Below are 25,367 nucleotides of genomic sequence, written 5' to 3' on the forward strand. Positions count from 1 at the left end.
CGCTGAAGGGAAAAGAGGAGTTCTGTTCCTTTTCTGGCAATCTTAACAATTTCCTCAAACTCGCCATGACGCCCGGCTTTATAATACTCTTGCCTGAACCGCACTATTTTTGATAAAGACCGACTAAATCTCTGATTTTCCTTCCCTCTTTTTTCCTGGCAGCTTTCGCAAAAACAATCACCGTGTCTTTCGGCCATCCCTAACAGCTTGGTGATCCTGTCATAAGGGAATTCTTCTTTTGTTACCAAAACCCTTAAAGCTTTTACGATATTAACAAAATCCAATGCCTTTTTCCCGTCTGCTTTTTTTTCTGGAACGATTTGTTCTGGCTCTGCCATAACTTCACCTCTTGTTTTTTGAATGATTACCCTTTCTGCTCATTGACGTCTTCATGCCGAACTGATTAAGGATCTTTCCATATTCATGGTAGCAGTAATGGCTTCCCCGGTCTGGGTGATGGATGAGGCCCGGTTCCGGCCCTTTGGCCGATACTGCCCTGAATAGGGACTGCATTATAAGGTCTTTATGTTATCTTTGAAATATTTCTCTCTATCTTATCTTTGATCTCTGTCATTTTAGCTTATTCTCCTGTATAAAGGCTATTATTCAGAATAGCCTGACATAAAGGAGAGAAGGCATCCCTTATGCTTCCCGGCACCAGAAGAGTCTTTTTGGAATGTCCACAAGAAACACTCTTAATTGATACTACACTCTGCCGTTGATGTAAAGGAGGTTTACCGCATCGTAGTTGATGCATAAAAACAAGACGCTAATTCTTTTTCAAATATCCAAAAAACAGCACTTTAAGCCCTGAAATTGGCCATTTTCCATGCACAAAACACCACCTCAATCGGCGAGATATTACGATATGGATATTGCTGAGAATGCCCTGTCCGAAGGGATGGCTTGTGAAGTATGCCCCTTGACTGCGGCGGTGTGAATCAAAATGCGGCCCGACTTACCTAAAATTGATAAGCGATATTTACCCCTGCTACTAAGTTATAACCAACATAACCATCGGGATTGTAAGATATTTTGTCGCCTGTTGTGTTATACCTCATTGTCTTTCCTGCCTTGCTTGAAAGGGGGAACCAGTATTCCACTACTGGCTGAATAGTCAGTTTTTTAAATAAAGGGATCGTGAATCCTGCCTTCACCATGCCGTCGTGGAATCCATTGTATTTTTGGCCGGTATATCCGCCAGTGGATCGCTCATAGGTCTGCCAGTAACTCCCACTTCCCGCATAATACCCGGCAGAAGCGCCGAGGTCAAGGGTCGTGTTTTTGTACAGACGGAATGAATGTTCGAAGGATAGATTGATGTAAGTGGCAGGATAGGCATTAATATCGCGATAGATGGACAGCGCAGGTTTCATGAGTACATTGTAAACAGCGCTTATAAAAAGCTCGTCCGTATTATTGCAGTGCTTGAAATCATAATGGGTATATCCTCCGGTCAAGCTCAATCTGTCAATATTGTATTTGTAGCTCAGCGTTGCATACACTTCATTGAATCCAACACGCCCTTCGGAAGTTCCCGGATCAAAGGATTGGGTTTTGTGTTGACTGTTATCCATATTGCCCCACACTGACGCTTCAAAACCCTTAAAGGTCGCGGCAACAGACGGCTGAATTACCATGCTGTTTTTGCTCAGTTCATAACCCCTGAAGATGTATTTGTTGAAAACGCCAACAGATGCGCTCATTTTTATTGTCTGTTTCTCAGGTTTGTTTACTTCTGACCCATATGAATTCCCGACCATAAACAGGATTGCCAGTACTGCGATAAAAAGTGATGCCTTACGGCGATCCGATTTCTGTCTGAATGAATATCTCATTTTTGTTCCTGATCTCTCAATCATGTTTCGCATTTGAATTTGTTTCCCCTGTCGGCTCGACCTCTTCGATCCCTATGCACTGATCACCTCCGGCACCCCTTGGCTTCGTCCGGAACAGGCTTCGGGCAAAAGACCACCCCATCGCAAAACCCTGATTCGGCCTTATTGTTCTCCCTCTGTACCTCGGACGATTGCACACGCCCTCAGTTCTTCTATGGAAATCTCTTTCCGTCCCTTAAGCGCCGCCAACAGTTCATAATCATAAATAGGCCAGCCATGTTCCAGGTTGAATTCGAGCCACCAATCAGGCAAGTGCTCCAGGGCCAGTTCGAGAACTTCAAATGCCTTCTTCTTGAATTCATCGCTAACGCGATGTGCCATAGAGCAGTCTATGTCATCGATGAAAATCTTCCTTATGTCGCCGGGATATCCTATCATGGCAGGATAGGCGAGACACAGCATCAGTTTCGCGTTTCTTGTTTCCAACCGGCACCTGCCTTCAGTTATATCCAGGAAGTGGCAATCCCCGACCAGACCGTAAATTTTATGACCTTTATATGGGAAAGTATTGCAAAACCTGTCGATGAAATTCATAAAGGGGATTTCCAGCTTCCTTGAAACGAATTCGGCTTCTCCAGGCAAAAAATAGGTGATAGTATTCTTTTCACACCCCCCCCCGCACTCGACGCACAAATCGAACATCATGCCGTCAAACATGCTGTGGAGTTTTTCAAACTCTATGGGTTCCATTTACTTCCTCCTGAACACAAGCCATGAAGCTACACTATTTCATAGAGCATGAGAAGACCGAGAACCATTATGGAGATAGGTATCAGCTTTGCCAACAGGGGTTGATCGCTGCAGATGCCGAGCCCCGCGGCATGGCACAGTTTCTCCAGGAATAATACAATAAGCGGCTGAGTTGCCGCTATTGTTGCGACTATCGTAGCCGGAAGCCCCGCCATGGCAAAATAGATTGTCGCCAATCCGCCGAACGCGAAGCCTTCACTCAAAACAAGCCACTTCAGATTCTTGAACTCCCCCCGAATGCCTCGCCTCGTGGAGGTATGAAATAAGCCGGCCAATAAGGTTAAACCAATGCTTATTAGGCCCACTGCAAGGCCATTGAATTCCGGCAGTTTGGTTGTGGCAATCTTGATGAAGAATTCGTGCAACCCCACAAGGACTATCATAGAAGCTATTAGCCACTTTGTGACACCTTTTTTAAGATTGTTGATCCTTGTGGACAGCATTATTGCGCCGAGAATGACCAGGCCCATCCCGGCATAGGTGAGTAGTGAAAATCTCTCATTGAGAAAGAAAAACGAAAGGATCGCAACCATGATCGGGTAGAGGTACAAAAGACCGATGATGCTGGAGGCGTCCTCCTTGGAGAACAAGTAATAATATGCGAAATACTGGCTGCCATAGATGAAACCGGCGAGGGCAGGGAAAAGTAAATCTCTGAGAGAAGAGACAACGCTCCAATCGAGAAATATCGCCAACATGAGGCCTGCGATGAGCATGACAGCCCCGGACATGACGGTATAACTGGCCGTATTTGTTACTTCTTTGAAACAGCATATTTGTCCGTAATATTCATCATTCCTTCGAAGAAAGGGGCGAGGATGGCGCAGGTTAAAGGTATGAGGATTGATGTGCCCAGACCCGCTCCCTTAAGACTGCCCTTTGGGGTTGGACAATTTTTTCAGATTTTTCATAATATATTCCGGTATAATTCCAAGCCTTATATATGCCTGCTGAGTATCCTCGGGGAGATACTTGAAATCCCGTATCCGCTTCCTGCACTTTTCGCTGCCGCAGCAGCAGTCCATCTCCCAGTCGTCTTCGTCCATTGTGGTTGAATAGTCAAAGGTGATTTCTTCGTCTTTATTTATTTCTCTCAGGGCAATCAATGCTACCCCCCCCCTGACCGCATCGCCTGCGGGAATGATCAATGCCGCATTCGGATCGCAGGAATGATTGATAAAATCATCGAAATCGCCTGTCGGACCCATGTAAAGGTTGTCGCCTACCTGAACCCATCTATCTTCCGTTGCATCATAGGGGTAAGGGAGTTGTTCGTAAGTGCATAACTCGGCTTTGCATACGAAGATCGTTTCTCCAGCCTTGAATTTCTTTCCGGCAAAAACACCCTTCCCGTGCTTGCAATCTTTTAAAATCAAAACAGGATTGCCTTCGCCGGTGCATGCGTTGGGTCTTGGTTCGCTCAAAACCATCTCTCCAGAATCACTCTTTAATGCCGATGGCATTCTTTAGCTTCTTCATAATATAATCCGGCACAATGCCCAGTCTGATGTATTTCTCCTGAGTATCCTCGGGGAGATACTTGAAATCCCGTATCCGCTTCCTGCACTTTTCACTGCCGCAACCACAGTCCATCTCCCAGTCGTCTTCATCCATTGTAGTTGAATAGTCAAAGGTGATTTCTTCGTCTTCATTTATTTCTCTCAGGGCAATCAATGCTACCCCCCCCCTGACCGCATCGCCTGCGGGAATGATCAGCGCCGCATTCGGGTTACAGGAATGGTTAATGTAATCATCGATATCGCCTGAAGGCCCCATAAAAAGGTTGTGGCCTACCTGAACATAGCGGTCTTCCACCAAACAAAGGTCGGCTTGTTCTTCATACGTCATGAAATTCCCCTTGAATTCAATGATCATTTCTCCGGCCTTGAATTTCCTTCCTGCAAATACACCTTTCCCGTGTTTTGCATCTTTTAAGATGAGGTCGGGCAGGCTTTTATCTATACTTTTCATATGACTTCCTCAACGCTCGCGGAACATAGGGTTCATATTTCTTGTACATCTCTTCCGGCAGGAACCGGATGCTCCTGATGATCTTCCTGCATCCTCTCTTCCCGCATCTGCACTCCATTTCCCAGTAAGGATCATCTTCAGTGATGGAGTAATCAATCGTTACTTCCTCCCCCCCCCTGATATCCTTCATGGCCACAACAGTGACTTTGCCTTGTATACCCACATTCGGATCGCATGAATGGTTGATGTAGCGCCAGGGATTTACATCAAAGGGGCTGAGCCATAGGCCTTCTCGTATCCAGAGCCAATAGGGTCCTGTCAGGTAATCGTCATTGTAGTCATCTTCTACGAGAGTCCCTTTGGCAACAAAAACAATTTCACCTTCTTTAATATCTATTTTGGCAAAAAGACCTTTGCCAATATGCCCGGTGGGCGCAACATATACCTTTTTGTGTTTTTCTATCGACATTTTATCCACTATTTCCGCCACAGGGCTGAGATTTGCCGGAATATTCCTGCGTGATTCTCGGATTGTGGGATGACAAGCACAGTCCGCTTTCATGTTTTTCAAATACGAATTCCTGCACCTGCATCCTGTTAAATACATAGGTTCCAAAGTAAGCGCCATATAAATCTTCCACGAAATAGGCGCCCTTCTCCAGTTTGTCCGTAATCAGTGTCAGGAGCGCCGCAATGACCCCGGTTGCCACCTGGGTATAAGTTGCATTTGTGCCTGTAATGGTTTTATTTGCTATGGAATTGAAGTAATATACCGTCTTATCGGAATATTCCATCAATACGCCGATATTGTCCGCCCCGTCCAGCGTGAGACATGTATTATCGCCGAGCAGAACATCCTCGAAAAGCAGCCTGCCCTTCTTCCGGTATGTGTTGATCAATGCCCGCATGGTCTGGATATTGATCGCATAGACGAATTTTGCCGTCAGATCGTATTTCTGCGAAAGGCTGACTATCTCATCGTGGGGTACGATAAACCCCTCCGGGTATTCTTTAAGGGACAATATAGGAGACAGTATGGCCTCCATATTTTTCCTGTTTTCAACGGCGTTGGGAAGATACTCCATTGGATTGTCCTTTCCCATCATCACAATAGACGGTTCCTCTGAAACCTCCTCCAGAAACTTCTTTACGGACCAGGTAACCATGGGGTGCTCATTTGTCGCGGTCTGCGAGGTGTCATACTCGAAAACAACTATCTTTTGTGGCACGCCGAACTTTTCGATCCCGTGCCTTGCCCACATGTTCACAACACCGGGGTTCATGCCGGTACTCAGGATGTGCACGGCATTCCTGAATTCCTCTCTTTTGGCCCAGAATTCAAGAACATGCTCATGGGTTTTTTTCGGCCCGTTGATGCTTGTATTGACGTAACTCACACCAGCCCTGTCTGTGGCATATAATATGGGAAGGGTTTCATCGTCCGTGACATCAAGGACAATACCCACATCGCTGTCCTTCAACAGGCGTTTATAGCGATCCTCATCCCGGGGCAAAGAGATAGCTTCGTTCAGGAACAGATAATCGAGTCTCTTGTGATCGATAAATTCATTGGAGAGTATTCTTTTGCTCTTATCGAGGAGAATCAGTTTGTCAAATAATTCCCGATGATCAACAAGGTAAATAAGCGACGCTGTTCCAACCCCTCCGGATGCTCCAAGTATCAGCAGATTAGGTTTTTTGTTAAGTTTAATCATATTTCAAATTAGCTGCCATTTCAGTCTATAATAAATACTGCTGTCGCTAATACCGAGGTCCAGAGACCGTCTTTATTTCCCTCTGCAGACTGGCAGATATTTTTAGTTTTGAATATGTGGCCGCTCGCTGTGTAAGACTGCTTACGCTCATCCCATGCCTGGTTCGGGTCAAAATCAATGTCGAGCGTTGTCGCAAGCATTGTAGCTGCGAGGTCTTCTGCGTATTCCCCGGAGACAATGGCTTTTTCACCGAAGGCATGGTGCTCGGAGAGATAACCATACTGGGAGTAATCCGTAGGTCGGGCAAAACCAACGGCCGCAGAGATAAGACGGTTCGGTTCATTTGTCTCATTTCGGGACATTACGCAATAAGTGATCTGCCCGGGACGGAGAAGCTTTTCACCGGCAGCCCTTGAAAGGATCTTGCACTCAGGTGGGAATATGCTTGATACATACACAAGGTTGCATTTCTGAATGCCTGCATTTCTCAAGGCAACCTCGAAGGACGATAGTTTGTCTTTATGGACACCCACCCCTTTTGTAAAGAAAATATTTTTTGGAGTCATTTTTATCCCCCCTCTCTATCCTTCCCACAGGACTACACCAATTAAAAACAGATCGTGACGCATTAAGATTAAAACAATAAGAACTTTGTCGCTATTCTTCGTATCGTCTGACACCCCGTTCTTGGGTCTCCCGATTATCGTTACATCCGAGTCGAGAGAGCCCGGACATGATTCACATACCTCTTTGCTTTATTCTACGCAAAAGAGCGAATATTATATAAAAATCAACTTTTGATATTGATTATTCCATATTGAATGTAGATTTGTCAATTTTATTCTATATTTAGTGTTGTTCTAAACCCCTCTGAAAAATCAGATGATTGATCTATCGCTGGAGGGTTAATGGCAACAGTAAAAAAATTGTTGGGCATGAGAATAAAAGAATTACGAAAAGTACGCGGTTTGTCGCAGGAGGAACTGGCCGAAATGATAGGCATAGACCCCAAGCATTTGAGCAGAATAGAGGTTGGAAACAGCTATCCGTCATTAGATACTCTTGAAAAAACAGCAAATGCATTAAGGGTTGAGTTGAAAGATTTCTTTGAATTCGAACACCATGAAGAAGAAAAGGAACTGGTCGAAAATATTAACAAAATTCTGCTGGAAAGTGATAAATCAAATCTTAAGCTAATTTTCAGGCTCTTAAAGGCAACTACATATTGAAGTCACAAAACAGGGGAATAAGGGGATATCCTAAAAAGTTGGAAACTGTTTGACGTTCCTCCTGGAAAAGCAAAAGGGGTCTTACAATGACCATTTATTGTTGATCCCCAACATCATTTTCTTGATTCACCTGCAATTTTATATAATTTGCAAGCTAAAATTTCCGATGGGGCTATTGAATGCCACACGAAGTCCTGCATCTTTGCCATGGTTGCCGGATTGCGGATTACAGGAAGCACATCGCAGAAAATGGATTTCTAAATCTAATCAAACTTGAAAATTGCGTGCTCCTGCCTATATCGCGCATACGGCATTCAATATAAAATTGAGTATTACGTTTTGAAAGGAAGTTTGCAGCCATTATTTCTCCTCAAAAATGTAGTTACCTATTTACACGTTCCAATAGAGCCGGCTTTGCATCTTTTCCCGTCATATCTATGTGGAACCGGACAGGCAGGCATGCAACAATCAGGACTGTGTCGGCAGGAGATTATAATTAAATCACCTTTCTTTTGCTGGTATTTTGTGCTATCTCTAATGTAATATTTAAAATAATAACCTATAGAGGGTAACTGAAATGAACCATAATATTAAAAAACTTATGTCAAGACTGCTTATAGCTGTAATGCTTTTTGCGGTTCCGGCCTCTTCTTTTGCTTTTAATGAATACGATAAAATTTGGCACTTTAGTATATCAGGGGTCTTTGGCGCGGCAAGCGAGACGTATCTCCATTACAATACCAAGCTCGAAACTCCCCAGCGAATAGCATGCAGTACGTTTCTCGGTATTGTTCCCGGCATATTCAAAGAACTCTATGACGATCGTCAGAAGAACAATTCTTTTGATTGGGGTGACATGGCAGCGAATGCAGGTGGAGCTTTAGTCGGGGCATTGATTTCAAACTATGTAAATAATAAAATTCAGGTTAGTATTGATAATAACGGGAAGGGGGCAAAGGTTGCTTACCGATTTGAATTTTAAAAAGTTTCCATGCCCTTGCCATCTACCACTCTTCTTCAAACGTGGGCGGCTTCGCCCAGGACCTCTTCTGCCCATTGATTAAGGCTTTTCCCTGCGGTTTTTGCTGTGGCAAGGGCTCTGGCATGAACCTCAGGAGAAACACGGAGCATCAGCTTAGCCGTATACCCATCATAGGTCATTACGTTTTTCATGGTGTCACTTCCAGTTGTCTCAACCACTCACGCAGTTCTTCGACCTGATACTTTTTTGCTGATACATCTTGTGCTAACACAGGGTTCAGATGGATGCATGCAAGGTACTCATTCCTTGTCCAGCATCTCACGGACCTTCTGAAGAAGATTGTTGAGTGACAATGGTTTAGCAATAAAGTCGAATTCCTTATCCTCAATCCCTTTATTGAGGATAACGTCCTTTGTGTGCCCGCTGGTAAAGAGCGTCTTGACATGAGGGTTTATCCCGTGCATCTCCTCGTAGACCTCCCGTCCGTTCTTTTTCGGCATCACGGAGTCGATGATGCTAAGGTCTATGTCCCGGTGCTGTTTGAATTTATCAACCGCATCTTCACCGTCTATCGCTTCAATTATTGTATAGCCATGCAGTTGGAGGGCTTCCCGCATAAAGCGCCTTACCTCTTCGTTATCTTCAGCGATAAGGATCGTTTCTTTCCCCATTATGACAGCAGGGGCTGTCTTCTGTTGTTCTTTATCGACTTTTGCCATTGCTGCAGGGAGATAGATACGAAAGGCGGTACCCTGATTCGGTTCGCTGTCTGCTGTGATGTATCCGTTGTGCTGCTTTACGATACCATAGACCGTAGCAAGGCCAAGACCGGTTCCTCTTCCGACCTCCTTTGTGGTGAAAAAGGGGTCGAAGATCTTTGCTTTTGTTGTCTCGTCCATGCCGGCGCCAGTGTCAGAAACGTTTATCAGCACATATCTCCCGGGCTCTCCGAACCCGTACATCCGGATAAACTCGCTGTCTATAGTGGTAATATCCGTCTCTATGGTGAGCGCCCCCCCTTGGGCATGGCATCCCTCGCATTGGCAACAAGGTTAAAGAGTATCTGGTCCATCTGCGACTTATCGGCCATGACAATCATATCATCCTGCGTAAGAAATGTGCGCAGCTCAATATCCTCAGTGATGAGCTTCTTAAGTAATTTCTCCGTCACTTTTATTGTGTTGTTTATATCCAGGGGGACAAGGGTGACAGGCTGCTTCCTGCTGAAAGTCAAAAGACTCTGTGTGAGATCGGCTGCCTTCCGGGAAGCGGAGAGTATCTGGTCCACATATGTCCGCAAGGAGTTATCCTTATCCATCTTTATCTGCATGAGGGTAGCATATCCCATCAGGGCAGTGAGGATATTGTTAAAATCGTGGGCGACTCCTCCGGCCAGAGTACCGATAGCTTCCATCTTCTGCGCATGGAGCAATTGAGATTCCAGGCTCTTTCGTTCTGTAATATCATGCACATAAAGCAGAGATACGGGCAACCCGAAAAATGTGATGTTTGTCTCGGAAGCTTCAAGGAATATCTGCTCAAGGTTTTTCTTCAAACCCCGGAATTCATACCGGGCAACAATTTTTTCGTCGAGTTGACGCAGGAGGAGCGCTTGATTGACATTTGTTGCGTCATCGGGGTGAACGACGGAAAGAGCGGGTTTCCCTTCTATCTCCTGAGGCGATTCGTAACCGAACATCTCAGAAAATTTTCTATTTACAAAAGTGAATATCTCGTCTCTGACGATCGCAATCCCGTCATTTGAGTTTTCAATGACGGTCCGGTAACGTTCCTCGCTCTCGCTGAGGCTGTCCTCGGCGATTTTCCGGTCTGTTATGTCTTCACAGGACATCAGATATTTTCCGGCTTCAAGGGGAACGATGGAGCAGGATACGGTCTTTTCTGCCCCGTCTTTCCGGGTTATTTTCATCATCCGCGTTATTTTTACGGACAGGGAGAGTTCCTGCTGTATATCGTCCCAGTCGAAACCGGAATCGTGCCAAGTCAGATTGTCAGGTGTTATCCGTTCAAGCCACGACACCCAGGAGTGGCATTCATCTGAATCGTAGCCGTATAGGGCAAGGAAACCGGCGTTAGCATACCTGAATGTCCCGTCTGCCTCGATTAATGCCATACCGAAAGGCGCATTCTCGGTGAGGATCTGGAATTTTATCCTTTCCATCTGTAATTCTTCTTCCTTCTGCTTCCGCATGACAATCTCATCAGATAACGCAATGCTCTGAAGGGTAAGCTCTTCGGTCCTTTCGCGGACCCGCATCTCCAGTTCATTATGGGCCTTGAGAAGGGCATCTTCGGCCTTTTTCCTGGCGGTAATATCGCGGAGCAGAAGAACGGCGCCGTATTCCCCGCTTAAGTTCCCCGTGATGATCTCCAGAGGAAAGGTCTCATTGTTTTTTGTCTTTCCCGTTGCCAGGCCGACATGAAAACCTTCCCTTTCAAGCGTTTCGTAGATTTCGTGCTTGTTGTCTTCGGGATAAGAACGCCGGTCGAAATAGAGGAGGTCTGTCGCCTGCTGGATTACTTCATTCACATCATAGCCGAACATTCGTTGTACTGTATTGTTGCACACTATAATATGTCTTCGCTGGTCAACAACCAGAAGCACATCGGGGTTGATGCTGGAGATGATGTTTTCAAGCTCTTTTCTCTTCTTTTCAGCCTTCAGCCAGCGGCGATAGGTAAGGTATAGAAGCCCTGACAGATAGAGAAAGGAAAAATTAATCAAATATTCTGTTATACCCAGAAGTTCATATTCTGAAGAAAAATCGTACAATCGTTCACTAAAGTGAATATACATGCTGAAGAGGGGCAGAAGAAGTGTAATGGCGATGACGATGATGATGTCGCGCCTTTCTTTTCCGACTGATATGAATTTGTCTTTCAACATCTATAGCCTTTTTACCATTGTCAGCCTTCCTGAAGCAACAAAAACACGTGACGTCTATTCGTTTATGGCAGCCATGGCCATGGCTGCCATGGCCTGATAGTTCTGTATCGCATTCAATATGTCAGCGGCCACCTCCTTGAACCGGGTGCCGAGGGTGACCTTGTTATTATCTGTTCTGATAGCGACTATGTCCATTTTGATCGTTACTTCGTTTTGTGATCCCGGTATTTGCAGGGAAAGGGCGCATCGTCTCCGCGTTGGACCTGTGCTGGTTCATCCCCGGCGGACAGGTGAAAAACAAAGCAAGACCCCCTCATGCTTATATCGATTGTTGCTCCTTTATACGTATGGTCGTTTATTCTCATTGCAGCAGGAATTAAACAGGGTATTCTGCTATGCTGTCGAAGATTTACAGTCTCTATCTGTTCCGGGTATGACAAAACAAGAAGGTTAAACGGAAACTCCAGGGCGCCTATCAGTGTATATGGAAATCCGTAAACGATTCCCATATGCAGATACCTTACAATTATATGATTCTCTTTATGCATCGTGGTCCAGATGCCCTTTCCGCGGGAAGAAGGAACGTTGCAGATGAGATAGCCGCCTCTTTCCATTCCCAAAAGAGTGGCCTTATGAGACTCGGCATGTCCTTTCAGGGTGATCGCCAGAGACATCCCCCATTCTACGCCCAGGGCTACATGATTTATCTGAACATTCTGTGTTAATTCATCGGTATTCATTGGTTGTTTCTCTCCATTGCAATAAAGATGTTTTCACAGTTTTTTTTAATGGTCGGGCGGTAATTGGTTATTATTAAAAACAACCCTGTCGCAGCATGTTCCTACCCATCCGTCACCGTAGGAAACAAGCGTGACATTCCTGCTGCAGTAAGGACATGTAATGGTTCCCGCGTTTGCCCTTTCCCTGTCGTTGCTGTGGTCATCCTTTAACGGAGAAAATACTGTTTCAATCGTTTCCATGCAGACAATCCTCCTATCCCCCCTGCAGGTTCCTCACAGAGGCATCAAACAAGTTGCATAAATGTATACTAAATAAATAAAGATATGTTGTTGTTTTATTGTGGTTATAATATGGAGTTAATTACCATATTATTTAAGTGATTGGAGATAAGAATGGAGGTTGATTTTTTTATTGTTCAGGCCAAGCTTGCTTCTGATGTTGTTTCTATAAGAATCAATAGAGCTGGTGGCCGCTCCTATTATCTCTGAAATTTCTTTTGTTGTTTTGCCGTCCTTTATGAGAGAGGCTATCTGGGTTTCCCTGGGGGTAAGGTTGAGCTGCCTTATGGTGTGGAGGAAAGGGGATACGATTTCGTTGAGATTTGTTTCAAGGATGCCGAAGTGGGAGTGCTGCTGCGGATCGAGCCTGCCCTTTTTTATCTTTTCTATGTAAGGGATCACAAGCCTCTTCACATTCGATGCAACCCGATCTTCCATATTAATTTTATCTTCTTCTCTTTGGTGTAAGAGTACCCTTAGTGCGGCGTTGAGTTCCTCAAGGCTTTTGGATTTGGCTTCAATGTCTTCTTTGTTTTTCATTAATGCCATTTCAGCCAGCTTACGTTTACTGATGTCGCGTGAGATCTCAAGAACAATCTTTACTCTCCCATCCGGATAACGCCTCACAACAGCAGAGGTGCACCAGAAATAAAGTGCATTTCCATTTGCATCAACTATTTTTGATTCGTGCTCATGAACCTGACCGTCCTGAAAAGTCCTGCTTATGGCACAATTAGTACATTTGGCCTTGCGGCCATGATATACTGCATAGCATTTCCTGCCAATCATGTCTTTTCCAAATAACTCTTTTCCGATTTCATTCGCCCACACGATGTTGAAATCTTCATCTATCATACTTATATAATCTATCAACGAATCAAGAATTCCCTTGAGCATGGTTTGTGCTTTGTTTCGTTCAATGATTTCCAGCTTGAGTTTTTCGTTCATTTGCATTAATTCGGCAGTCCGTTCCTTAATCAATTGTTCAAGGTGATTATGGTGTTGTCTCAGTTCATCCTCTGCCTGCTTACGGTCGGTGATGTCCTTTACGAATCCCTGTACGATGCCCTTTCCCTCAGGATTGACGATTTTCACGTTGACTTCAACGCACACCACGGATCCGTCTTTACGAACATTTTCGCGCTCGAAGGCAGTGCTGCCTCTTTCAATAAGCTGCTCACACTCAGGGTTTTCGGGGAATTGCCAGGCTTTGTCAATCTTTGCAAGATTGGCCCCGATAAGCTCATCCCTTGTGTACCCGACCATCCTGCACGCATTCTCATTTACATCAATAATGTTCCCGTCTAAGTCGTGGATGTAGATCGCATCATTTGTATTCTCCACTATAGTCCGGTATTTTTTCTCGCTGTCCTTAAGCGCCCTTTCTGCTTCCTTCCGCTCGGTGATGTCGCAAATGCTTGAACGATGTCCTATGCTGGTTCCGGTTGCATTATAGATGGGTTGGCATGATACCTCCCCCCATTTTATACTCCCGTCTTTGCATCGAATATGAAACTCGACGTTGTTGCAGCTTGCACCCTGAACTACTTCTGTAAAGATCCGGGTCATTCTTTCGCAATCGGTTTCATCGAAAAGAGGTATAGGAAAATCATTCATGGCCAAACATTCATTGACAGAGTACCCTGTTAAACGTAAAACAGCAGGATTGATCCAAATAAGTTTTCCGTCGGGTCCAATCCAGTTTTCCCAGTTGTATGTATAGTCAGCGATTGCGCGAAACCGCTCTATACTCTCCCGTAGCGACTCATCCTTGTGGTCTGATCCTGATTGTTCCAGTTCTTTGATTCTCTGTTTTAAGGCGGATATCTCTTCGAGCAGTTCCTGATGTGTCCTGGATGGATATTTCATCTGTTCTACCCCCATGATGATAAATAATGTAGAAATATATCAGAACATTACGAATACTATAATAGATATGTTAATGTGTCAATATGGATATACGTATAAAACATAGTTGCCTCTGCTAAGCATATGATCGTCTGCCATATTCAGTCTTTTTTGGAGTAAATCCCTGCCTTCTGCCTGGCTCCGCTGCATAAACAGGGACATGATGGGAGAGGGACTTCTATAGCCCTCTCATCCCACCAGATACAAAAGAGCAGAGGAATCAAGGCTTATAACTGCCTGTCTTTAAAAAGCTGTTAAAATTATGCCGAAATTAGTGTATAATCTTGCAAGCAGGAATACGATGAGAATAGCCGATGATATAACCAAGCTTATAGGGAATACGCCTCTCGTGAGGATTAACCGGCTTGCAACGGGGCTTGATGCCCGGATAGTTGCAAAACTTGAATTTTTCAATCCCTGCGGAAGCGTAAAAGACAGGATCGGGGTAAGCATGATAGAGGCCGCTGAGAAGGCAGGCATCTTAAATAGTGATACAACGATAGTCGAACCCACAAGCGGTAATACCGGCATCGCCCTTGCCTTTGTGTGCGCTGTTAAGGGATACAAGTTGATCCTTACAATGCCTGAAACAATGAGTGTGGAAAGGCGGAATATGCTGAAGGCATTTGGCGCCGAACTTGTTCTAACACCCGGTGTACTCGGCATGAGAGGGGCAATAGACAAGGCTGAAGAAATTATAAAAGAGAATTCTAAGGCTATCATGCTTCAACAATTCAAAAATCCTGCAAACCCGGAAATACATATAAGAACAACAGCCGAAGAGATATGGCAGGACACGGATGGTCTTGCAGATGTTCTGGTTGCAGGTGTTGGAACCGGCGGGACCATTACAGGCATAGGTACAACCTTGAAGAAAAGAAAACCGTCTTTCAAGGTAGTAGCGGTTGAACCTGAAGCATCGCCTGTGCTCTCGGGCGGCCAGCCCGGACCCCATAAGATACAGGGCATTGGCGCCGGTTTTATCCCCGATATCCTGGATAAAAATGTCATAGACATGATCGTAAAGGTTTCCAATGATAATGCCTTTGATATTGCACAAAGACTCGCAAAAGAAGAGGGGATTTTCTGCGGCATATCATCCGGTGCAGCAATGTGGGCAGCAATTAATATCGCAAAAAAGAAGGAATTTAAAGGTAAATTGATTGTTGTTATTATACCTGATCTCGGCGACAGGTATCTTTCAACAGAATTATTTGGTTCCTCCATAAAATAAGGGGTAAGGGAGGCAATATTGAAGACAATCGATGAAATCAATGAAAAGATAAAAAGCGGCAAGGTAGTTGTTGTAACTGCTGAAGAGATGATAGAGATTACAAAAGACAAGGGCACAAAAAAAGCATCGGAGTATGTGGATGTAGTAACAACCGGTACATTCGGACCCATGTGCAGCAGCGGCATGTTTATAAATGTAGGGCATACGAAACCGAGGATAAAGATAGGCGGAGGCAAATGCCTCCTCAACGACGTACCTGCATATTGCGGGATTGCAGCAGTAGACGTATATATAGGCGCCACTGCAATGCCGGATGATGATCCGAGGAATATGGTGTATCCCGGTGCATTTAAATATGGCGGCGGTCATGTAATAGAGGACTTTGTGAACGGGAAGGATATACGCCTTTTTGCGACAGCATACGGAACAGACTGCTACCCCAATAAAAAAATTGAGACTTATATAAATAAGGATAATGTAAACGAGGCGTATCTTTATAACCCGAGGAATGCCTATCAGAACTACAATGTTGCCGTAAATCTCACCAACAAGGTGATTTATACATATATGGGGATATTGAAGCCGAAAATGCACAGCGCAAATTACTGCAGTGCCGGTCAACTCTCCCCGCTCTTGAAAGACCCGAAATACAGAACCATCGGCATAGGTACAAGGATATTTTTTGGCGGCGGTATTGGCTATGTGGCATGGAGCGGAACACAGCATAACCCTGATGTGTTGAGGAGCCCCGACGGTCTACCCAGGGCAGGCGCAGGAACGCTTGCTACTGTCGGAGATGCAAAACAGATGAGCGGTAACTTCCTGAAAGGTGCAAGTTTTATCGGTTACGGAGCAACCATGTTTATAGGTCTCGGAATCCCTATTCCGATACTTGACGAAGAAATGGCCTATTTTACGTCCAGAAGTGATGAGGATTTCTGGGCACAGGTTGTTGACTATGGCAACGATTATCCAAACAGGATACCTAAAAGCATTTGTGAAGTAAATTATGCCCAATTGAAATCCGGCAGGATATTCATTAACGGCAACGAAGTGCCAACATTCCCGATCTCAAGCTATTCAAAGGCAAGGGAAATCTCCATGATATTGAAGGATTGGATAGGCTCCGGCAAATTCCTCCTTACAAACCCGGTTGCGCCATTGCCCGGCGTTGAGTCCGGTATAAAAATGAATACACTTGAAGAAAGAATCCCGGAGGTATTTACAGACAGCTTAGAATGAACAAACAGCGCAGGGCGTGAAAAAAACCCGGCTCTCAGATCATAGCTCATAGTTTATGGTTTTGTTGTCAACCATCAATTATGAGCAATATGCTATGAAGCTATCTGGTATAAAATAATGATGAACAGAAAAGCGATTTCCCTATTATCCGGCGGTTTGGACAGTGTACTTGCAACCAAGGTTATCATGGAACAGGGTATAGAAGTCATAGCCCTGCATTTTACATCTCCCTTCAACAGCAGGAAGGAAAAAGAACGGGGCTTGCAGGCTGTCAGGACAATCAGCGAACTTGGGATAGGGTTGATACTCAAGCATAAAGGACTTGAGTATATTGATATTGTCAGGTCGCCGAAATATGGTTATGGCAAAAACATAAACCCCTGTATTGATTGTAGAATATTTATGCTGCAAAAGACAAAGGAGATTATGGCAGAAGAACAGGCAAGTTTTGTTGTGACAGGGGAGGTCCTTGGTCAGAGACCGATGTCGCAAAGAAGGGACACGATACGAATCATCGAAAAGGCCAGCGGACTTGAAGGTCTGATAGTCCGACCCCTCTCGGCCATGCATTTTTTGCCCTCAATACCTGAACAGGAAGGGTTGTTGGACAGAGAAAAATTACTCGGTTTTACCGGCAGGTCAAGGGCGCCGCAATACAGGCTTGCCGAAAAATATAACCTCACAGAGTTCGGATCCCCTGCCGGAGGGTGCCTCCTTACTGATCCGATTTTTACGAAGAAACTCAAGGATCTTTTTAAATATGATAAGGCGTTTACCATGAAGGACCTGGAATTATTAAGTATCGGCAGGCACTTCAGGTTGCAGACCGACACAAAGCTCGTGGTCGGAAGGAACGAAATAGAGAACAATAAACTTATCTCCCTTTGGGAGCCCCCTTATATATCCTTTCACCCTGTAGGATTCAGGGGCCCCAGCGCTATTCTGAAAGGCGTTTTCGACGACAAGATCATCAATACGGTAGCAAATATTATGGGATATTACGGAAAAAATGAATCCACGATTATTTCAATAGAATCAAACAACGGCATAGTAAACAGTCATGCTGTAGAGAGACGCAACCTGATCCCCGAAGGTTTATTGGTAGGAGCATCACAGGAGACATAATGAAAATAACCGATGACCTGTACGTATATCCCTGGACATCTTATCAGGAAAACAATTGCAATACGGTTTTTATAGATGGTGAGGTGCCCACACTGATCGATCCCGGGCACAGGCATCTTTTTAACCACATTATCGAGGGTATGGCAAGAGACGGGAAGGCAATAGATCGTGTAAAAAGTATATTATGCACCCATAGTCACCCTGACCACATTGAGGCAATCAGCTCATTCGACAAGGAAATATTGAAAGGTATCAGCAGGGAAGAATATGAGTATCTGCACAACGGCGGCAAGGAGTTATTTCTTGCAACAGGCTGCCACATGCCTCAGACACCTTTCAAATTATTTCTTCAGGAAGGCATGGTCAAACTGGGGGACAAAACATTGCAGATCATCCCGACTCCTGGTCATTCACCCGGTTCTGTCTGCTTTTATTGGGAAGAAAAAAAGGCACTCATTTCGGGAGATACGGTCTTCTACATGGGGGTAGGGAGAACAGACTTTCAAGGCGGCGATATCAATGCACTGGCAAACAGCGTTGAAAAACTGTCAGGGCTCAAGATGGAATACTTAATCCCTGGACACGGTGAAATACTAAATGGAGAAGAGGCAATAAGCAGAAATTTCAAGTTAATCCTGGAAGAATTCTTCGACAGGCATTGATGGTGAACATAAGTTGACATTCTCCCTTGCTATGCATATAATGAATCACCCCGAGGCAAGCCTTGAGGTATCGACAAGGAATTTTGAACAGATTTACTTTTCGAAGCAAACTTCGGGGTATTAAACCCGATGGGCAATACAAGGAAGATATAGATATTGATAAAAGCCCCTGTCCACATCCGGGTGATTACTGCCAATACATAACACAATGTGTTATACATGCACTGTGTATGGAGAAAGAGGACTGTAGGAAAATGAGGAGGAACAAATTTGAAAATACCAGATGAATATGTATGTGATCTATGCGGATTCATGTTTCTGTCCGGAGAAACCGTGAATATTTTTTGTCCCGAATGCGGGAGCAGCATGGTCGCAAAAGAAATAAGCTATGATGAGTTCCTGGATGAGGAGGCCTACAACTTCAGCACCAACATTATACTGAGATAAGCTTTTATAATAATAAATCACAGGATTAATTAACATTTAATATTTGTAAAGTGAATTTTTTCATTAAAAATTGACTTTTTAGTTTCCCTGCCCATATCAGCAAGTTAACACCGTGCATTCAATACATAATTATTCAGTTAACATTACTATAAATGCCGGTTAACCGATATCACATATTTTATTGATATGTATGTTTTTTATCTTGACATAAATTCTTATTAACATATAATATTACACTAATAAAATATTTCACAAACGATTAATTTTAAAGAGGGGTGCAAATGAAATTAGAAGGAAAAAATGCTGTAGTTACAGGTGGCGGAAGGGGTGTAGGAAGAGCTATCAGTATTGCCTTTGCACAGGAAGGTGCAAATGTTGTGGTAAACTACGCCTCCAACAGTAAAGCAGCCGATGAGGTGGTTGAAATAATTAAGGGTATGGGAAGGAAAGCGGTTGCTGTAAAGGGCGATGTCGCCCAGAAAGCAGATGCAGAAACAATAATTAATACCTGTGTAGAGAACTTCGGCACAATACATATTCTTATAAACAATGCAGGTATCTCAAAACCGGCCATGATGCACAAGATGTCGGTAGAAGTATGGGATGAGGTTGTCAATATCCAGATGAGAGGCCCCTGGCTCTGTGCTCAGGCAGCATCGAAATATTTTATGCAGCAGAATTATGGCAGGATAGTCAATGTTACTTCTGTTGCCGGTATAGTAGGCACCATAGGACAGATAAATTACAGCGCCGCCAAGGGCGGGGTAGTTTCTATGACAAAATCAATGGCAAGGGAACTCGCAAAGTTTAATGTTACGGCGAATGTTATTTCCCTCGGCATTGTCACCACAGAGATGACCCATACAATCTCAACAGACGAAAAGCTCAAAGAAATTTATACAAAAAGAATTCTTCTCGGCAGATATGCCGAGCCGGAAGATGTTGCTCCAGCCTTTGTATTTTTTGCTTCAGACGATTCACGCTACGTCACAGGGCAGCTCCTTTGTGTAGACGGTGGTTATGGAATGACGTAAGAAATAGGAAGGCGATATCCAATATTTAAAATATATTAGGAGGTGTTGTAATGGCTGATGTACCAAAGACAATAAAACAGTGGCAGATGGTTCAACCAACAGTATTTAACAGAGAAACAAAGGAAACTACACCCGGTAAGCTGGCTGTGGCTGAAATACCGGTACCGGAACTCAAGGCAGGGGAAGTACTGGTAGAGGTTGCAGGCTGTGGTGTTTGCCACACAGACCTCGGGTATTTTTATGATGGCGTCCCTACCGTCAGTAAGCCGCCGCTGGCCCTTGGCCACGAGATCGCAGGAACAGTTGTTGCCGGCGACGCCGCATGGATAGGAAAAGAAGTTATCATACCGGCCGTTATGCCGTGCAGACAGTGCATACTCTGCAAAACAGGAAGAGGCAACAGGTGCCTTGCCCAGAAGATGCCCGGCAACAGCATCGGAGTATACGGCGGATTCTCAAGCCACATACCCGTACCTACAATTGACCTTTGTCTGGTCACTGACAAAAAAGGATACGCCCTTGAACAGCTTGCAGTTGTTGCAGATGCCGTAACTACCCCGTATCAGGCTGCAAAAAGAGCAGACCTTCAGCCTGGCGACAATGTAATTATCATCGGCGCAACAGGCGGCGTAGGCGTGTACATGGCTCAGACAGCAAAAGCCCTGGGCGCAAAGACCGTTATCGGTATTGCCAGGAACCCCGAGAAACTGAAAAGGGCTCTTGATTACGGCTGCGATTTTGTTATCAGCACATTGGATAAAGACAACAAGACACTTGTCGGCGAATGGAAAACTATTTGCAAATCAAACGGCCTTGCCAACACAGGCTGGAAGATTTTTGAGGTAACAGGCGCAAAGGCAGGACAGGAACTCGCCCTTGATCTGCTCTCTTTTGTCGGAAAATTGATACTTCTCGGTTTCGGTATGGCGAAGAGCGAATATATGTTTTCAAAGCTTATGGCCTTTGACGCAGAAATTATCGGAACATGGGGTTGCTTGCCTGAATATTACCCGATAGTGCTTGATATGGTTCTTTCAAAGAAGATCGTCATTGATCCGTTTGTAGAAGTTAGACCGATGAGCACGATTGCAGCAACATTTGATGAGATTCACAAAGCTGGGTCCCCTGCAAAGAGGGTTGTATTAACACCAGATTTTTAATGAAAAAATAATTTAATAGGAGGAAAGTATGGGTTTAGAATGGATGCCAAGAGAACACGAAATGAAGGATCACAGCAGACATAGTACACAGTGGTGGGGCACAGATGCTCCTTGTACTGTATATGAAAAGAGACCCCTCAAAGATCCGAAGGGCAACGTAATACCTGGTCTTTACAATGCATGGATCAGACTCAATAACCCGTCTCAGTTCAATTCCTACACAACAGAGATGGTAAAGGGCGTCATCGCCGGTTTTGAGAATGCTTCCACTGACCGCGAAGTAGTTGCCGTAGTTTTTACCGGCACAGGCGCAAACGCCTTCTGTACAGGCGGCAACACAAAAGAATATTCAGAATACTACAGCATGAGACCGGAAGAATACGGCTCATACATGGAACTCTTTAACAACATGGTTGACAGCATCCTTATGTGCAAAAAACCGGTCATTTGCCGTGTAAATGGTATGAGAGTTGCCGGCGGTCAGGAAATCGGCCTTGCATGTGATATCGCTATCTCTTCCGAACTTGCCATCTTCGGCCAGGCTGGTCCGAGACACGGTTCAGCACCTGTGGGCGGTTCCTCTGACTTCCTCCCCTGGTTCTTAAGCGCTGAGGATGCAATGTGGAGCTGCGTAAGCTGTGAAATGTTTTCAGCATACAAGATGAAGGCCAAAAACCTCATTTCCAAGGCAATCCCTGTCCTGAAAGACGACAAGGGTGTCTGGGTAAGAAATCCGCAGGTTATCACCGATGTTTACGTAAAAGACGGCGAGATCGTATACGGCGAGAACAAGACAGGTCAGGAAGCAAAGGACGCGCGGGCATGGGTAGGCGAGCAAATTAAAAACAACGCCTATGACTTCTCACTCCTCGATGCAGAGGTTGACAGGGTTATCTGGATTTTCGCAAACCTCTTTCCCGGATGCTTAAATAAGTCCATTGACGGTATCAGACAGAAGAAAAAATTCTTCTGGGATCAGATCAAGAACGATCACAGATACTGGCTGGCAACAAACATGATGGGCGAGGCCTTCCTTGGTTTCGGTGCATTCAACACCAAGAAGATCACCGGCAAAGACACCATCGATTTCATCAAGAACCGTCAGCTCATCGCAAAGGGCGAGCTTGTCAACGAAGCCTTCATGGCAGAAGTTATGGGCAAACCGCAGGCGAAGTAATAAGGGAAACAAACCTAAGGGGGGTTTATCCCCCCTTTTTTTATTTTGGATTTTGGATTGCAAATTTTGGATTTTAAAATCCTGAATTATTGAACTTTGATTTCGCCAAAGGCAGGTCAACCCGCAATCCAAAATCCAAAATCCAAAATAAGAGCAAGGGAGAATAACCATGAGTTTCAATAGTATAGTTTATGAGAAAAAGGATAAGGTTGCAAAGATAACGCTTAATACACCGCCATCAAACTGGCTTACCATTAACATGATGAAAGAGATCAACGAAGTCCTCGTTGAGGTAAAAAAAGACCAGTCCGTACAACTTCTCGTTTTCGATCATGCAGGAGAGAAGGCATTCTGTGACGGCGTAGATGTTGCAGACCACACAGAAGATAAAGTAGATGAAATGATCGATGTCTTTCACGGGATGTTCAGGCACATGGCAGAGATGGATGTTATTACCGTTGCAGTGGTAAACGGCAGGTCTCTGGGTGGCGGCTGTGAACTCTCAAGTTTCTGCGATATCGTCATCGCCTCTGAAAAGGCAAAAATCGGGCAGCCGGAGATTGCAGTAGGCGTGTTCCCGCCTGTTGCCGCTGCATTATTCCCGAAGATCATCGGCCTCAAAAAAACATATGAGCTTCTCCTTACCGGTAAAAGCCTGAACGCAAAAGAGGCTGAGGCCATCGGTCTTGTGAATGTAGTCCTTCCTGTTGAAAACTTCAAGGCTGAAGTAGATAAATATCTTACCGAATATCTGAACAAGAGCAGACCGGTCAGTATCTGGACAAAACGCGCCATCAAGGCAGGGCTCGGCCTGAATTTCACAGAAGCTCTGAAGGCATCGGAGATCATCTATCTCCATGGATGCATGAAAACAGAAGACGCTGTTGAGGGTATCGGCGCATTTATGGATAAGAGAAAACCTGTCTGGAAGGATAAATAATTGTATGCTCTACGCATCAAAAGAAGAAATTGATAACAGAATTTACAAATTAAAAGATTTAATGGAAAAGGCCTCTATCGATGGGGCCTTTTTCCACTACAAAATAGACTATTACTACCTCTCGGGCACAATGCAGGATTCACTTCTCTTTGTACCCCTCGAAGGAAAACCGGTTTTGTTTATTAAGAGGGAGATATCAAGGGCACGCAGGGAGTCCCCCCTTGAAGAGATCGTTCCCGTAAGGTCAATAAAGGACATCCTTCCCTACATAAAACCTGTAAAAAGGATTGGGCTACAGCTCGATGTAATGCCCTACAACGATGTGATCAAATTCAAAGACCTGTTGGGTAAATGTGAGTTTGTAAATGTCTCTCCTCTCACAAAGGAACTGAGAAAGATAAAATCACCGTTTGAAATAAAGATTATGGAGCGGGCAGCAGCGATACAAAAAAAGGTCTATCAACAGGTGCCGGAAATACTGAAAGAGGGTATGACAGAGATTGAACTGGGCGGGCTGCTTGAGGCATATGCAAAAAAACTCGGGCACGAAGGTCTGTTGCGTGTCCGTTCTATGAATTATGAAGCATACTCATGGCATGTTATAAGCGGACGCACAGGAAGCATTGTAAGCCAGTCGGATTCCCCCATGGGGGGGCTGGGGCTTTCACCGGCTTTTCCTGTAGGCGCCAGCATGAAGAAGATTAAAAAAGGTGAACCCATTCTTATCGATTTTGGTATCTGCTATCACGGTTATCAGGCTGACCAGACAAGGATGTATGCCATAGGTTCAATGCCTGAGCCTTTCGGTGGAGCCTTTGAGGCTTGCAGAGAAATACACTACCGTGTACTTGATAAGGTGCTTGAAGGCATGGTAAGCAACGAACTTTTCGAATACTCGAAAAAACTCGCAGAAAAGCTTGGTTACGGGGATTATTACCTCGGCTACAAGCCCCACAAGGTGAGGTTTCTCGCTCACGGGATCGGCATTGAGCTGGCAGAACTCCCCTTTATCGCAGCAAGCCACACCTATCCCATAGAAGAAGGGGCAGTTTTTGCCATTGAACCCAAGATGGTCTTTCCCAAAAAAGGCGCTTGCGGCATAGAAAATACGGTTTTGATTGAAAATTCCCGCTACAGGGTGCTTACGGATAATGATGAATCAATTATGATTTTATGAAAATCCTTTTTTCTACAGGATGTCTTTATTATCTGCCTATAAAAGAAGTTTTTTTGTTAGCAGCAGAAGCAGGTTTTGACGGCTGTGACCTTGTAATTGACGGCAGGTTTAATGATGCGCATTATATTAAATCGGTCGTGGCCTGTCTTGAAATATTGCCTATATACTCCGTACATGCACCTTTTGCAAAAATAGATATTTGGAAAACGCATAAAGGCGCCCTCATACAGAGCGTTGAAGTTGCAAAAATATTGGGTGCACAGTTGGTTAATTTTCACCCGCCCTCATGGTTTTCACTTGAGCTTGCTTTCTTAAAATGGTTTAGAAACATCAATGACTTTCAACAAGCATTTGGTTACGATGATGTATATCTGACCATAGAGAATATGCCTCGTGTCGGGAAAAGGTTGATGCTTGCCCCTTATGTGCTGTATAATTACCGTGACCTGATAGCCTTCGGCATGAAAAAAAACCTCTTTTTTGCCTTCGACACAACACACATAGCAACATGCGGTGATGACCTGATTGTAGCTTTTCTCCATTATTTTAAAACAGAGAGACTAAAAAATATCCATATAAGCGACGGTCAATCCTTTAAAAGCCATCTTTTTCTTGGCAGGGGAGATCTGCCGATTGTAAAATTATTGAATACCATGAGGAGACTGGGCTATGATGGAATGGTAACGCTTGAGCTCTCCCCTGGTGAGTTCCCGAAGACAATGGAGTGGACGAAGAAACTGCTAAAATATCAAGCGGCTTTTTTAAGATTACATTTAGAAAAGGATTAGG

General features: G+C 44.6%; 28 protein-coding genes and 2 pseudogenes. 13 read left to right on the forward strand and 17 right to left on the reverse strand.

Translation table 11 applies throughout. From position 1 onward, the window contains the following. From NT178_09800 to NT178_09845, 10 genes and pseudogenes are all read right to left on the reverse strand, one after another. The coding region (locus NT178_09800) for a hypothetical protein (protein ID MCX5812822.1) at positions 1-338 on the reverse strand (338 nt) is incomplete at its 3' end. Positions 339-363: 25 nt separating this feature from the next. After that, positions 364-519: pseudogene (locus tag NT178_09805) on the reverse strand (IS3 family transposase). Positions 520-962: 443 nt separating this feature from the next. Next, the gene (locus tag NT178_09810; protein MCX5812823.1) at positions 963-1,871 is read right to left on the reverse strand and encodes a hypothetical protein; all 909 of its coding nucleotides are present in this window, start codon (positions 1,869-1,871) and stop codon (positions 963-965) included. A 129-nt stretch (positions 1,872-2,000) separates the two neighbouring features. Beyond that, positions 2,001-2,588 (reverse strand): hypothetical protein, encoded by a 588-nt coding sequence (locus NT178_09815; GenBank protein MCX5812824.1) that lies wholly within the window; start codon positions 2,586-2,588, stop codon positions 2,001-2,003. Between the two features lie 29 nt (positions 2,589-2,617). Then, positions 2,618-3,424, reverse strand: a complete 807-nt coding sequence (locus NT178_09820; GenBank protein ID MCX5812825.1) for an EamA family transporter — start codon at positions 3,422-3,424, stop codon at positions 2,618-2,620. A 90-nt stretch (positions 3,425-3,514) separates the two neighbouring features. Further along, positions 3,515-4,072 carry an SET domain-containing protein gene (locus NT178_09825; GenBank protein MCX5812826.1) on the reverse strand — a complete coding sequence of 186 codons (558 nt, stop codon included), beginning with the start codon at positions 4,070-4,072 and terminating at the stop codon, positions 3,515-3,517. Between the two features lie 16 nt (positions 4,073-4,088). Next, positions 4,089-4,619: an SET domain-containing protein-lysine N-methyltransferase gene (locus NT178_09830; GenBank protein MCX5812827.1), complete on the reverse strand. Its 531-nt coding sequence runs from the start codon at positions 4,617-4,619 to the stop codon at positions 4,089-4,091. Next, a complete protein-coding gene (locus tag NT178_09835; protein MCX5812828.1) occupies positions 4,603-5,088 on the reverse strand; it encodes an SET domain-containing protein-lysine N-methyltransferase in 486 nt (161 codons plus the stop codon). The genes NT178_09830 and NT178_09835 overlap by 17 nt, the downstream gene beginning before the upstream one ends. Before the next feature lies 1 nt (position 5,089). Continuing rightward, positions 5,090-6,334: a saccharopine dehydrogenase NADP-binding domain-containing protein gene (locus NT178_09840; GenBank protein MCX5812829.1), complete on the reverse strand. Its 1,245-nt coding sequence runs from the start codon at positions 6,332-6,334 to the stop codon at positions 5,090-5,092. A gap of 20 nt (positions 6,335-6,354) precedes the next feature. Beyond that, entirely contained in the window at positions 6,355-6,900 is a 546-nt protein-coding gene (locus tag NT178_09845) for an arginine decarboxylase, pyruvoyl-dependent (GenBank protein MCX5812830.1), read from the reverse strand. 342 nt (positions 6,901-7,242) lie between these two features. On the opposite strand from NT178_09845, the gene NT178_09850 reads away from it, so the two are divergent. Both NT178_09850 and NT178_09855 read left to right on the forward strand, forming a co-directional pair. Further along, on the forward strand, positions 7,243-7,563 hold the full coding sequence (locus NT178_09850; protein MCX5812831.1) for a helix-turn-helix transcriptional regulator: 321 nt from the start codon (positions 7,243-7,245) through the stop codon (positions 7,561-7,563). 577 nt (positions 7,564-8,140) lie between these two features. Next, positions 8,141-8,545, forward strand: a complete 405-nt coding sequence (locus NT178_09855) for a hypothetical protein (GenBank protein MCX5812832.1) — start codon at positions 8,141-8,143, stop codon at positions 8,543-8,545. Positions 8,546-8,580: 35 nt separating this feature from the next. Here the strand turns inward: NT178_09855 and NT178_09860 are convergent. The 7 genes and pseudogenes from NT178_09860 to NT178_09890 form a co-directional block, all read right to left on the reverse strand. Then, positions 8,581-8,709 (reverse strand): annotated as a pseudogene (locus tag NT178_09860) (toxin-antitoxin system HicB family antitoxin). Positions 8,710-8,844: 135 nt separating this feature from the next. After that, the gene (locus NT178_09865) at positions 8,845-9,507 is read right to left on the reverse strand and encodes a response regulator (protein MCX5812833.1); all 663 of its coding nucleotides are present in this window, start codon (positions 9,505-9,507) and stop codon (positions 8,845-8,847) included. A gap of 38 nt (positions 9,508-9,545) precedes the next feature. Further along, positions 9,546-11,453: a PAS domain S-box protein gene (locus tag NT178_09870; GenBank protein ID MCX5812834.1), complete on the reverse strand. Its 1,908-nt coding sequence runs from the start codon at positions 11,451-11,453 to the stop codon at positions 9,546-9,548. 54 nt (positions 11,454-11,507) lie between these two features. Further along, the gene (locus NT178_09875; protein ID MCX5812835.1) at positions 11,508-11,648 is read right to left on the reverse strand and encodes a hypothetical protein; all 141 of its coding nucleotides are present in this window, start codon (positions 11,646-11,648) and stop codon (positions 11,508-11,510) included. An 8-nt stretch (positions 11,649-11,656) separates the two neighbouring features. After that, positions 11,657-12,193, reverse strand: a complete 537-nt coding sequence (locus tag NT178_09880; protein MCX5812836.1) for a flagellar brake domain-containing protein — start codon at positions 12,191-12,193, stop codon at positions 11,657-11,659. 45 nt (positions 12,194-12,238) lie between these two features. Further along, the gene (locus NT178_09885; GenBank protein ID MCX5812837.1) at positions 12,239-12,433 is read right to left on the reverse strand and encodes a hypothetical protein; all 195 of its coding nucleotides are present in this window, start codon (positions 12,431-12,433) and stop codon (positions 12,239-12,241) included. 129 nt (positions 12,434-12,562) lie between these two features. Beyond that, a complete protein-coding gene (locus tag NT178_09890; GenBank protein MCX5812838.1) occupies positions 12,563-14,341 on the reverse strand; it encodes a PAS domain S-box protein in 1,779 nt (592 codons plus the stop codon). Positions 14,342-14,681: 340 nt separating this feature from the next. Here NT178_09890 and cysK point away from each other — a divergent pair, with 340 nt between their 5' ends. From cysK to NT178_09945, 11 genes are all read left to right on the forward strand, one after another. Further along, positions 14,682-15,614 carry a cysteine synthase A gene (gene cysK, locus NT178_09895; GenBank protein MCX5812839.1) on the forward strand — a complete coding sequence of 311 codons (933 nt, stop codon included), beginning with the start codon at positions 14,682-14,684 and terminating at the stop codon, positions 15,612-15,614. Between the two features lie 15 nt (positions 15,615-15,629). Then, complete coding sequence (locus NT178_09900) at positions 15,630-16,856, forward strand: homocysteine biosynthesis protein (protein ID MCX5812840.1); 1,227 nt, start codon at positions 15,630-15,632, stop codon at positions 16,854-16,856. A gap of 117 nt (positions 16,857-16,973) precedes the next feature. Beyond that, complete coding sequence (locus tag NT178_09905) at positions 16,974-17,981, forward strand: 7-cyano-7-deazaguanine synthase (protein ID MCX5812841.1); 1,008 nt, start codon at positions 16,974-16,976, stop codon at positions 17,979-17,981. Further along, the gene (locus NT178_09910) at positions 17,981-18,643 is read left to right on the forward strand and encodes an MBL fold metallo-hydrolase (protein ID MCX5812842.1); all 663 of its coding nucleotides are present in this window, start codon (positions 17,981-17,983) and stop codon (positions 18,641-18,643) included. Before NT178_09905 ends, NT178_09910 begins: the two co-directional genes overlap by 1 nt. Positions 18,644-18,913: 270 nt before the next feature. Then, entirely contained in the window at positions 18,914-19,090 is a 177-nt protein-coding gene (locus NT178_09915) for a hypothetical protein (GenBank protein ID MCX5812843.1), read from the forward strand. Positions 19,091-19,371: 281 nt separating this feature from the next. Beyond that, positions 19,372-20,124, forward strand: coding sequence for a 3-oxoacyl-ACP reductase FabG (locus NT178_09920; protein ID MCX5812844.1), 753 nt, complete (start codon positions 19,372-19,374; stop codon positions 20,122-20,124). A gap of 50 nt (positions 20,125-20,174) precedes the next feature. Then, complete coding sequence (had, locus tag NT178_09925; GenBank protein MCX5812845.1) at positions 20,175-21,284, forward strand: 6-hydroxycyclohex-1-ene-1-carbonyl-CoA dehydrogenase; 1,110 nt, start codon at positions 20,175-20,177, stop codon at positions 21,282-21,284. Between the two features lie 28 nt (positions 21,285-21,312). Next, on the forward strand, positions 21,313-22,461 hold the full coding sequence (gene oah / locus NT178_09930; protein MCX5812846.1) for a 6-oxocyclohex-1-ene-1-carbonyl-CoA hydratase: 1,149 nt from the start codon (positions 21,313-21,315) through the stop codon (positions 22,459-22,461). Between the two features lie 169 nt (positions 22,462-22,630). Continuing rightward, positions 22,631-23,401, forward strand: a complete 771-nt coding sequence (locus NT178_09935; GenBank protein MCX5812847.1) for an enoyl-CoA hydratase/isomerase family protein — start codon at positions 22,631-22,633, stop codon at positions 23,399-23,401. A 4-nt stretch (positions 23,402-23,405) separates the two neighbouring features. Then, complete coding sequence (locus NT178_09940; GenBank protein ID MCX5812848.1) at positions 23,406-24,578, forward strand: Xaa-Pro peptidase family protein; 1,173 nt, start codon at positions 23,406-23,408, stop codon at positions 24,576-24,578. Continuing rightward, the gene (locus NT178_09945) at positions 24,575-25,366 is read left to right on the forward strand and encodes a sugar phosphate isomerase/epimerase (protein MCX5812849.1); all 792 of its coding nucleotides are present in this window, start codon (positions 24,575-24,577) and stop codon (positions 25,364-25,366) included. The genes NT178_09940 and NT178_09945 overlap by 4 nt, the downstream gene beginning before the upstream one ends. Position 25,367 lies beyond the last annotated feature (1 nt).

The organism is Pseudomonadota bacterium (assembly GCA_026388255.1).
Taxonomy (GTDB): Bacteria; Desulfobacterota; Syntrophorhabdia; order Syntrophorhabdales; family Syntrophorhabdaceae; genus JAPLKB01.

Bases quoted from the DNA above. Each gene is read 5' to 3' on its own strand.
- NT178_09810 (MCX5812823.1), bottom strand. From the start codon at position 1,871: ATGCGAAACATGATTGAGAGATCAGGAACAAAAATGAGATATTCATTC.
- NT178_09815 (MCX5812824.1), bottom strand. From the start codon at position 2,588: ATGGAACCCATAGAGTTTGAAAAACTCCACAGCATGTTTGACGGCATG.
- NT178_09830 (MCX5812827.1), bottom strand. From the start codon at position 4,619: ATGAAAAGTATAGATAAAAGCCTGCCCGACCTCATCTTAAAAGATGCA.
- NT178_09835 (MCX5812828.1), bottom strand. From the start codon at position 5,088: ATGTCGATAGAAAAACACAAAAAGGTATATGTTGCGCCCACCGGGCAT.
- NT178_09840 (MCX5812829.1), bottom strand. From the start codon at position 6,334: ATGATTAAACTTAACAAAAAACCTAATCTGCTGATACTTGGAGCATCC.
- NT178_09845 (MCX5812830.1), bottom strand. From the start codon at position 6,900: ATGACTCCAAAAAATATTTTCTTTACAAAAGGGGTGGGTGTCCATAAA.
- NT178_09850 (MCX5812831.1), top strand. From the start codon at position 7,243: ATGGCAACAGTAAAAAAATTGTTGGGCATGAGAATAAAAGAATTACGA.
- NT178_09855 (MCX5812832.1), top strand. From the start codon at position 8,141: ATGAACCATAATATTAAAAAACTTATGTCAAGACTGCTTATAGCTGTA.
- NT178_09865 (MCX5812833.1), bottom strand. From the start codon at position 9,507: ATGTACGGGTTCGGAGAGCCCGGGAGATATGTGCTGATAAACGTTTCT.
- NT178_09870 (MCX5812834.1), bottom strand. From the start codon at position 11,453: ATGTTGAAAGACAAATTCATATCAGTCGGAAAAGAAAGGCGCGACATC.
- NT178_09875 (MCX5812835.1), bottom strand. From the start codon at position 11,648: ATGGACATAGTCGCTATCAGAACAGATAATAACAAGGTCACCCTCGGC.
- NT178_09880 (MCX5812836.1), bottom strand. From the start codon at position 12,193: ATGAATACCGATGAATTAACACAGAATGTTCAGATAAATCATGTAGCC.
- NT178_09885 (MCX5812837.1), bottom strand. From the start codon at position 12,433: ATGGAAACGATTGAAACAGTATTTTCTCCGTTAAAGGATGACCACAGC.
- NT178_09890 (MCX5812838.1), bottom strand. From the start codon at position 14,341: ATGAAATATCCATCCAGGACACATCAGGAACTGCTCGAAGAGATATCC.
- cysK (MCX5812839.1), top strand. From the start codon at position 14,682: ATGAGAATAGCCGATGATATAACCAAGCTTATAGGGAATACGCCTCTC.
- NT178_09905 (MCX5812841.1), top strand. From the start codon at position 16,974: ATGATGAACAGAAAAGCGATTTCCCTATTATCCGGCGGTTTGGACAGT.
- NT178_09910 (MCX5812842.1), top strand. From the start codon at position 17,981: ATGAAAATAACCGATGACCTGTACGTATATCCCTGGACATCTTATCAG.
- NT178_09920 (MCX5812844.1), top strand. From the start codon at position 19,372: ATGAAATTAGAAGGAAAAAATGCTGTAGTTACAGGTGGCGGAAGGGGT.
- had (MCX5812845.1), top strand. From the start codon at position 20,175: ATGGCTGATGTACCAAAGACAATAAAACAGTGGCAGATGGTTCAACCA.
- oah (MCX5812846.1), top strand. From the start codon at position 21,313: ATGGGTTTAGAATGGATGCCAAGAGAACACGAAATGAAGGATCACAGC.
- NT178_09935 (MCX5812847.1), top strand. From the start codon at position 22,631: ATGAGTTTCAATAGTATAGTTTATGAGAAAAAGGATAAGGTTGCAAAG.
- NT178_09940 (MCX5812848.1), top strand. From the start codon at position 23,406: ATGCTCTACGCATCAAAAGAAGAAATTGATAACAGAATTTACAAATTA.
- NT178_09945 (MCX5812849.1), top strand. From the start codon at position 24,575: ATGAAAATCCTTTTTTCTACAGGATGTCTTTATTATCTGCCTATAAAA.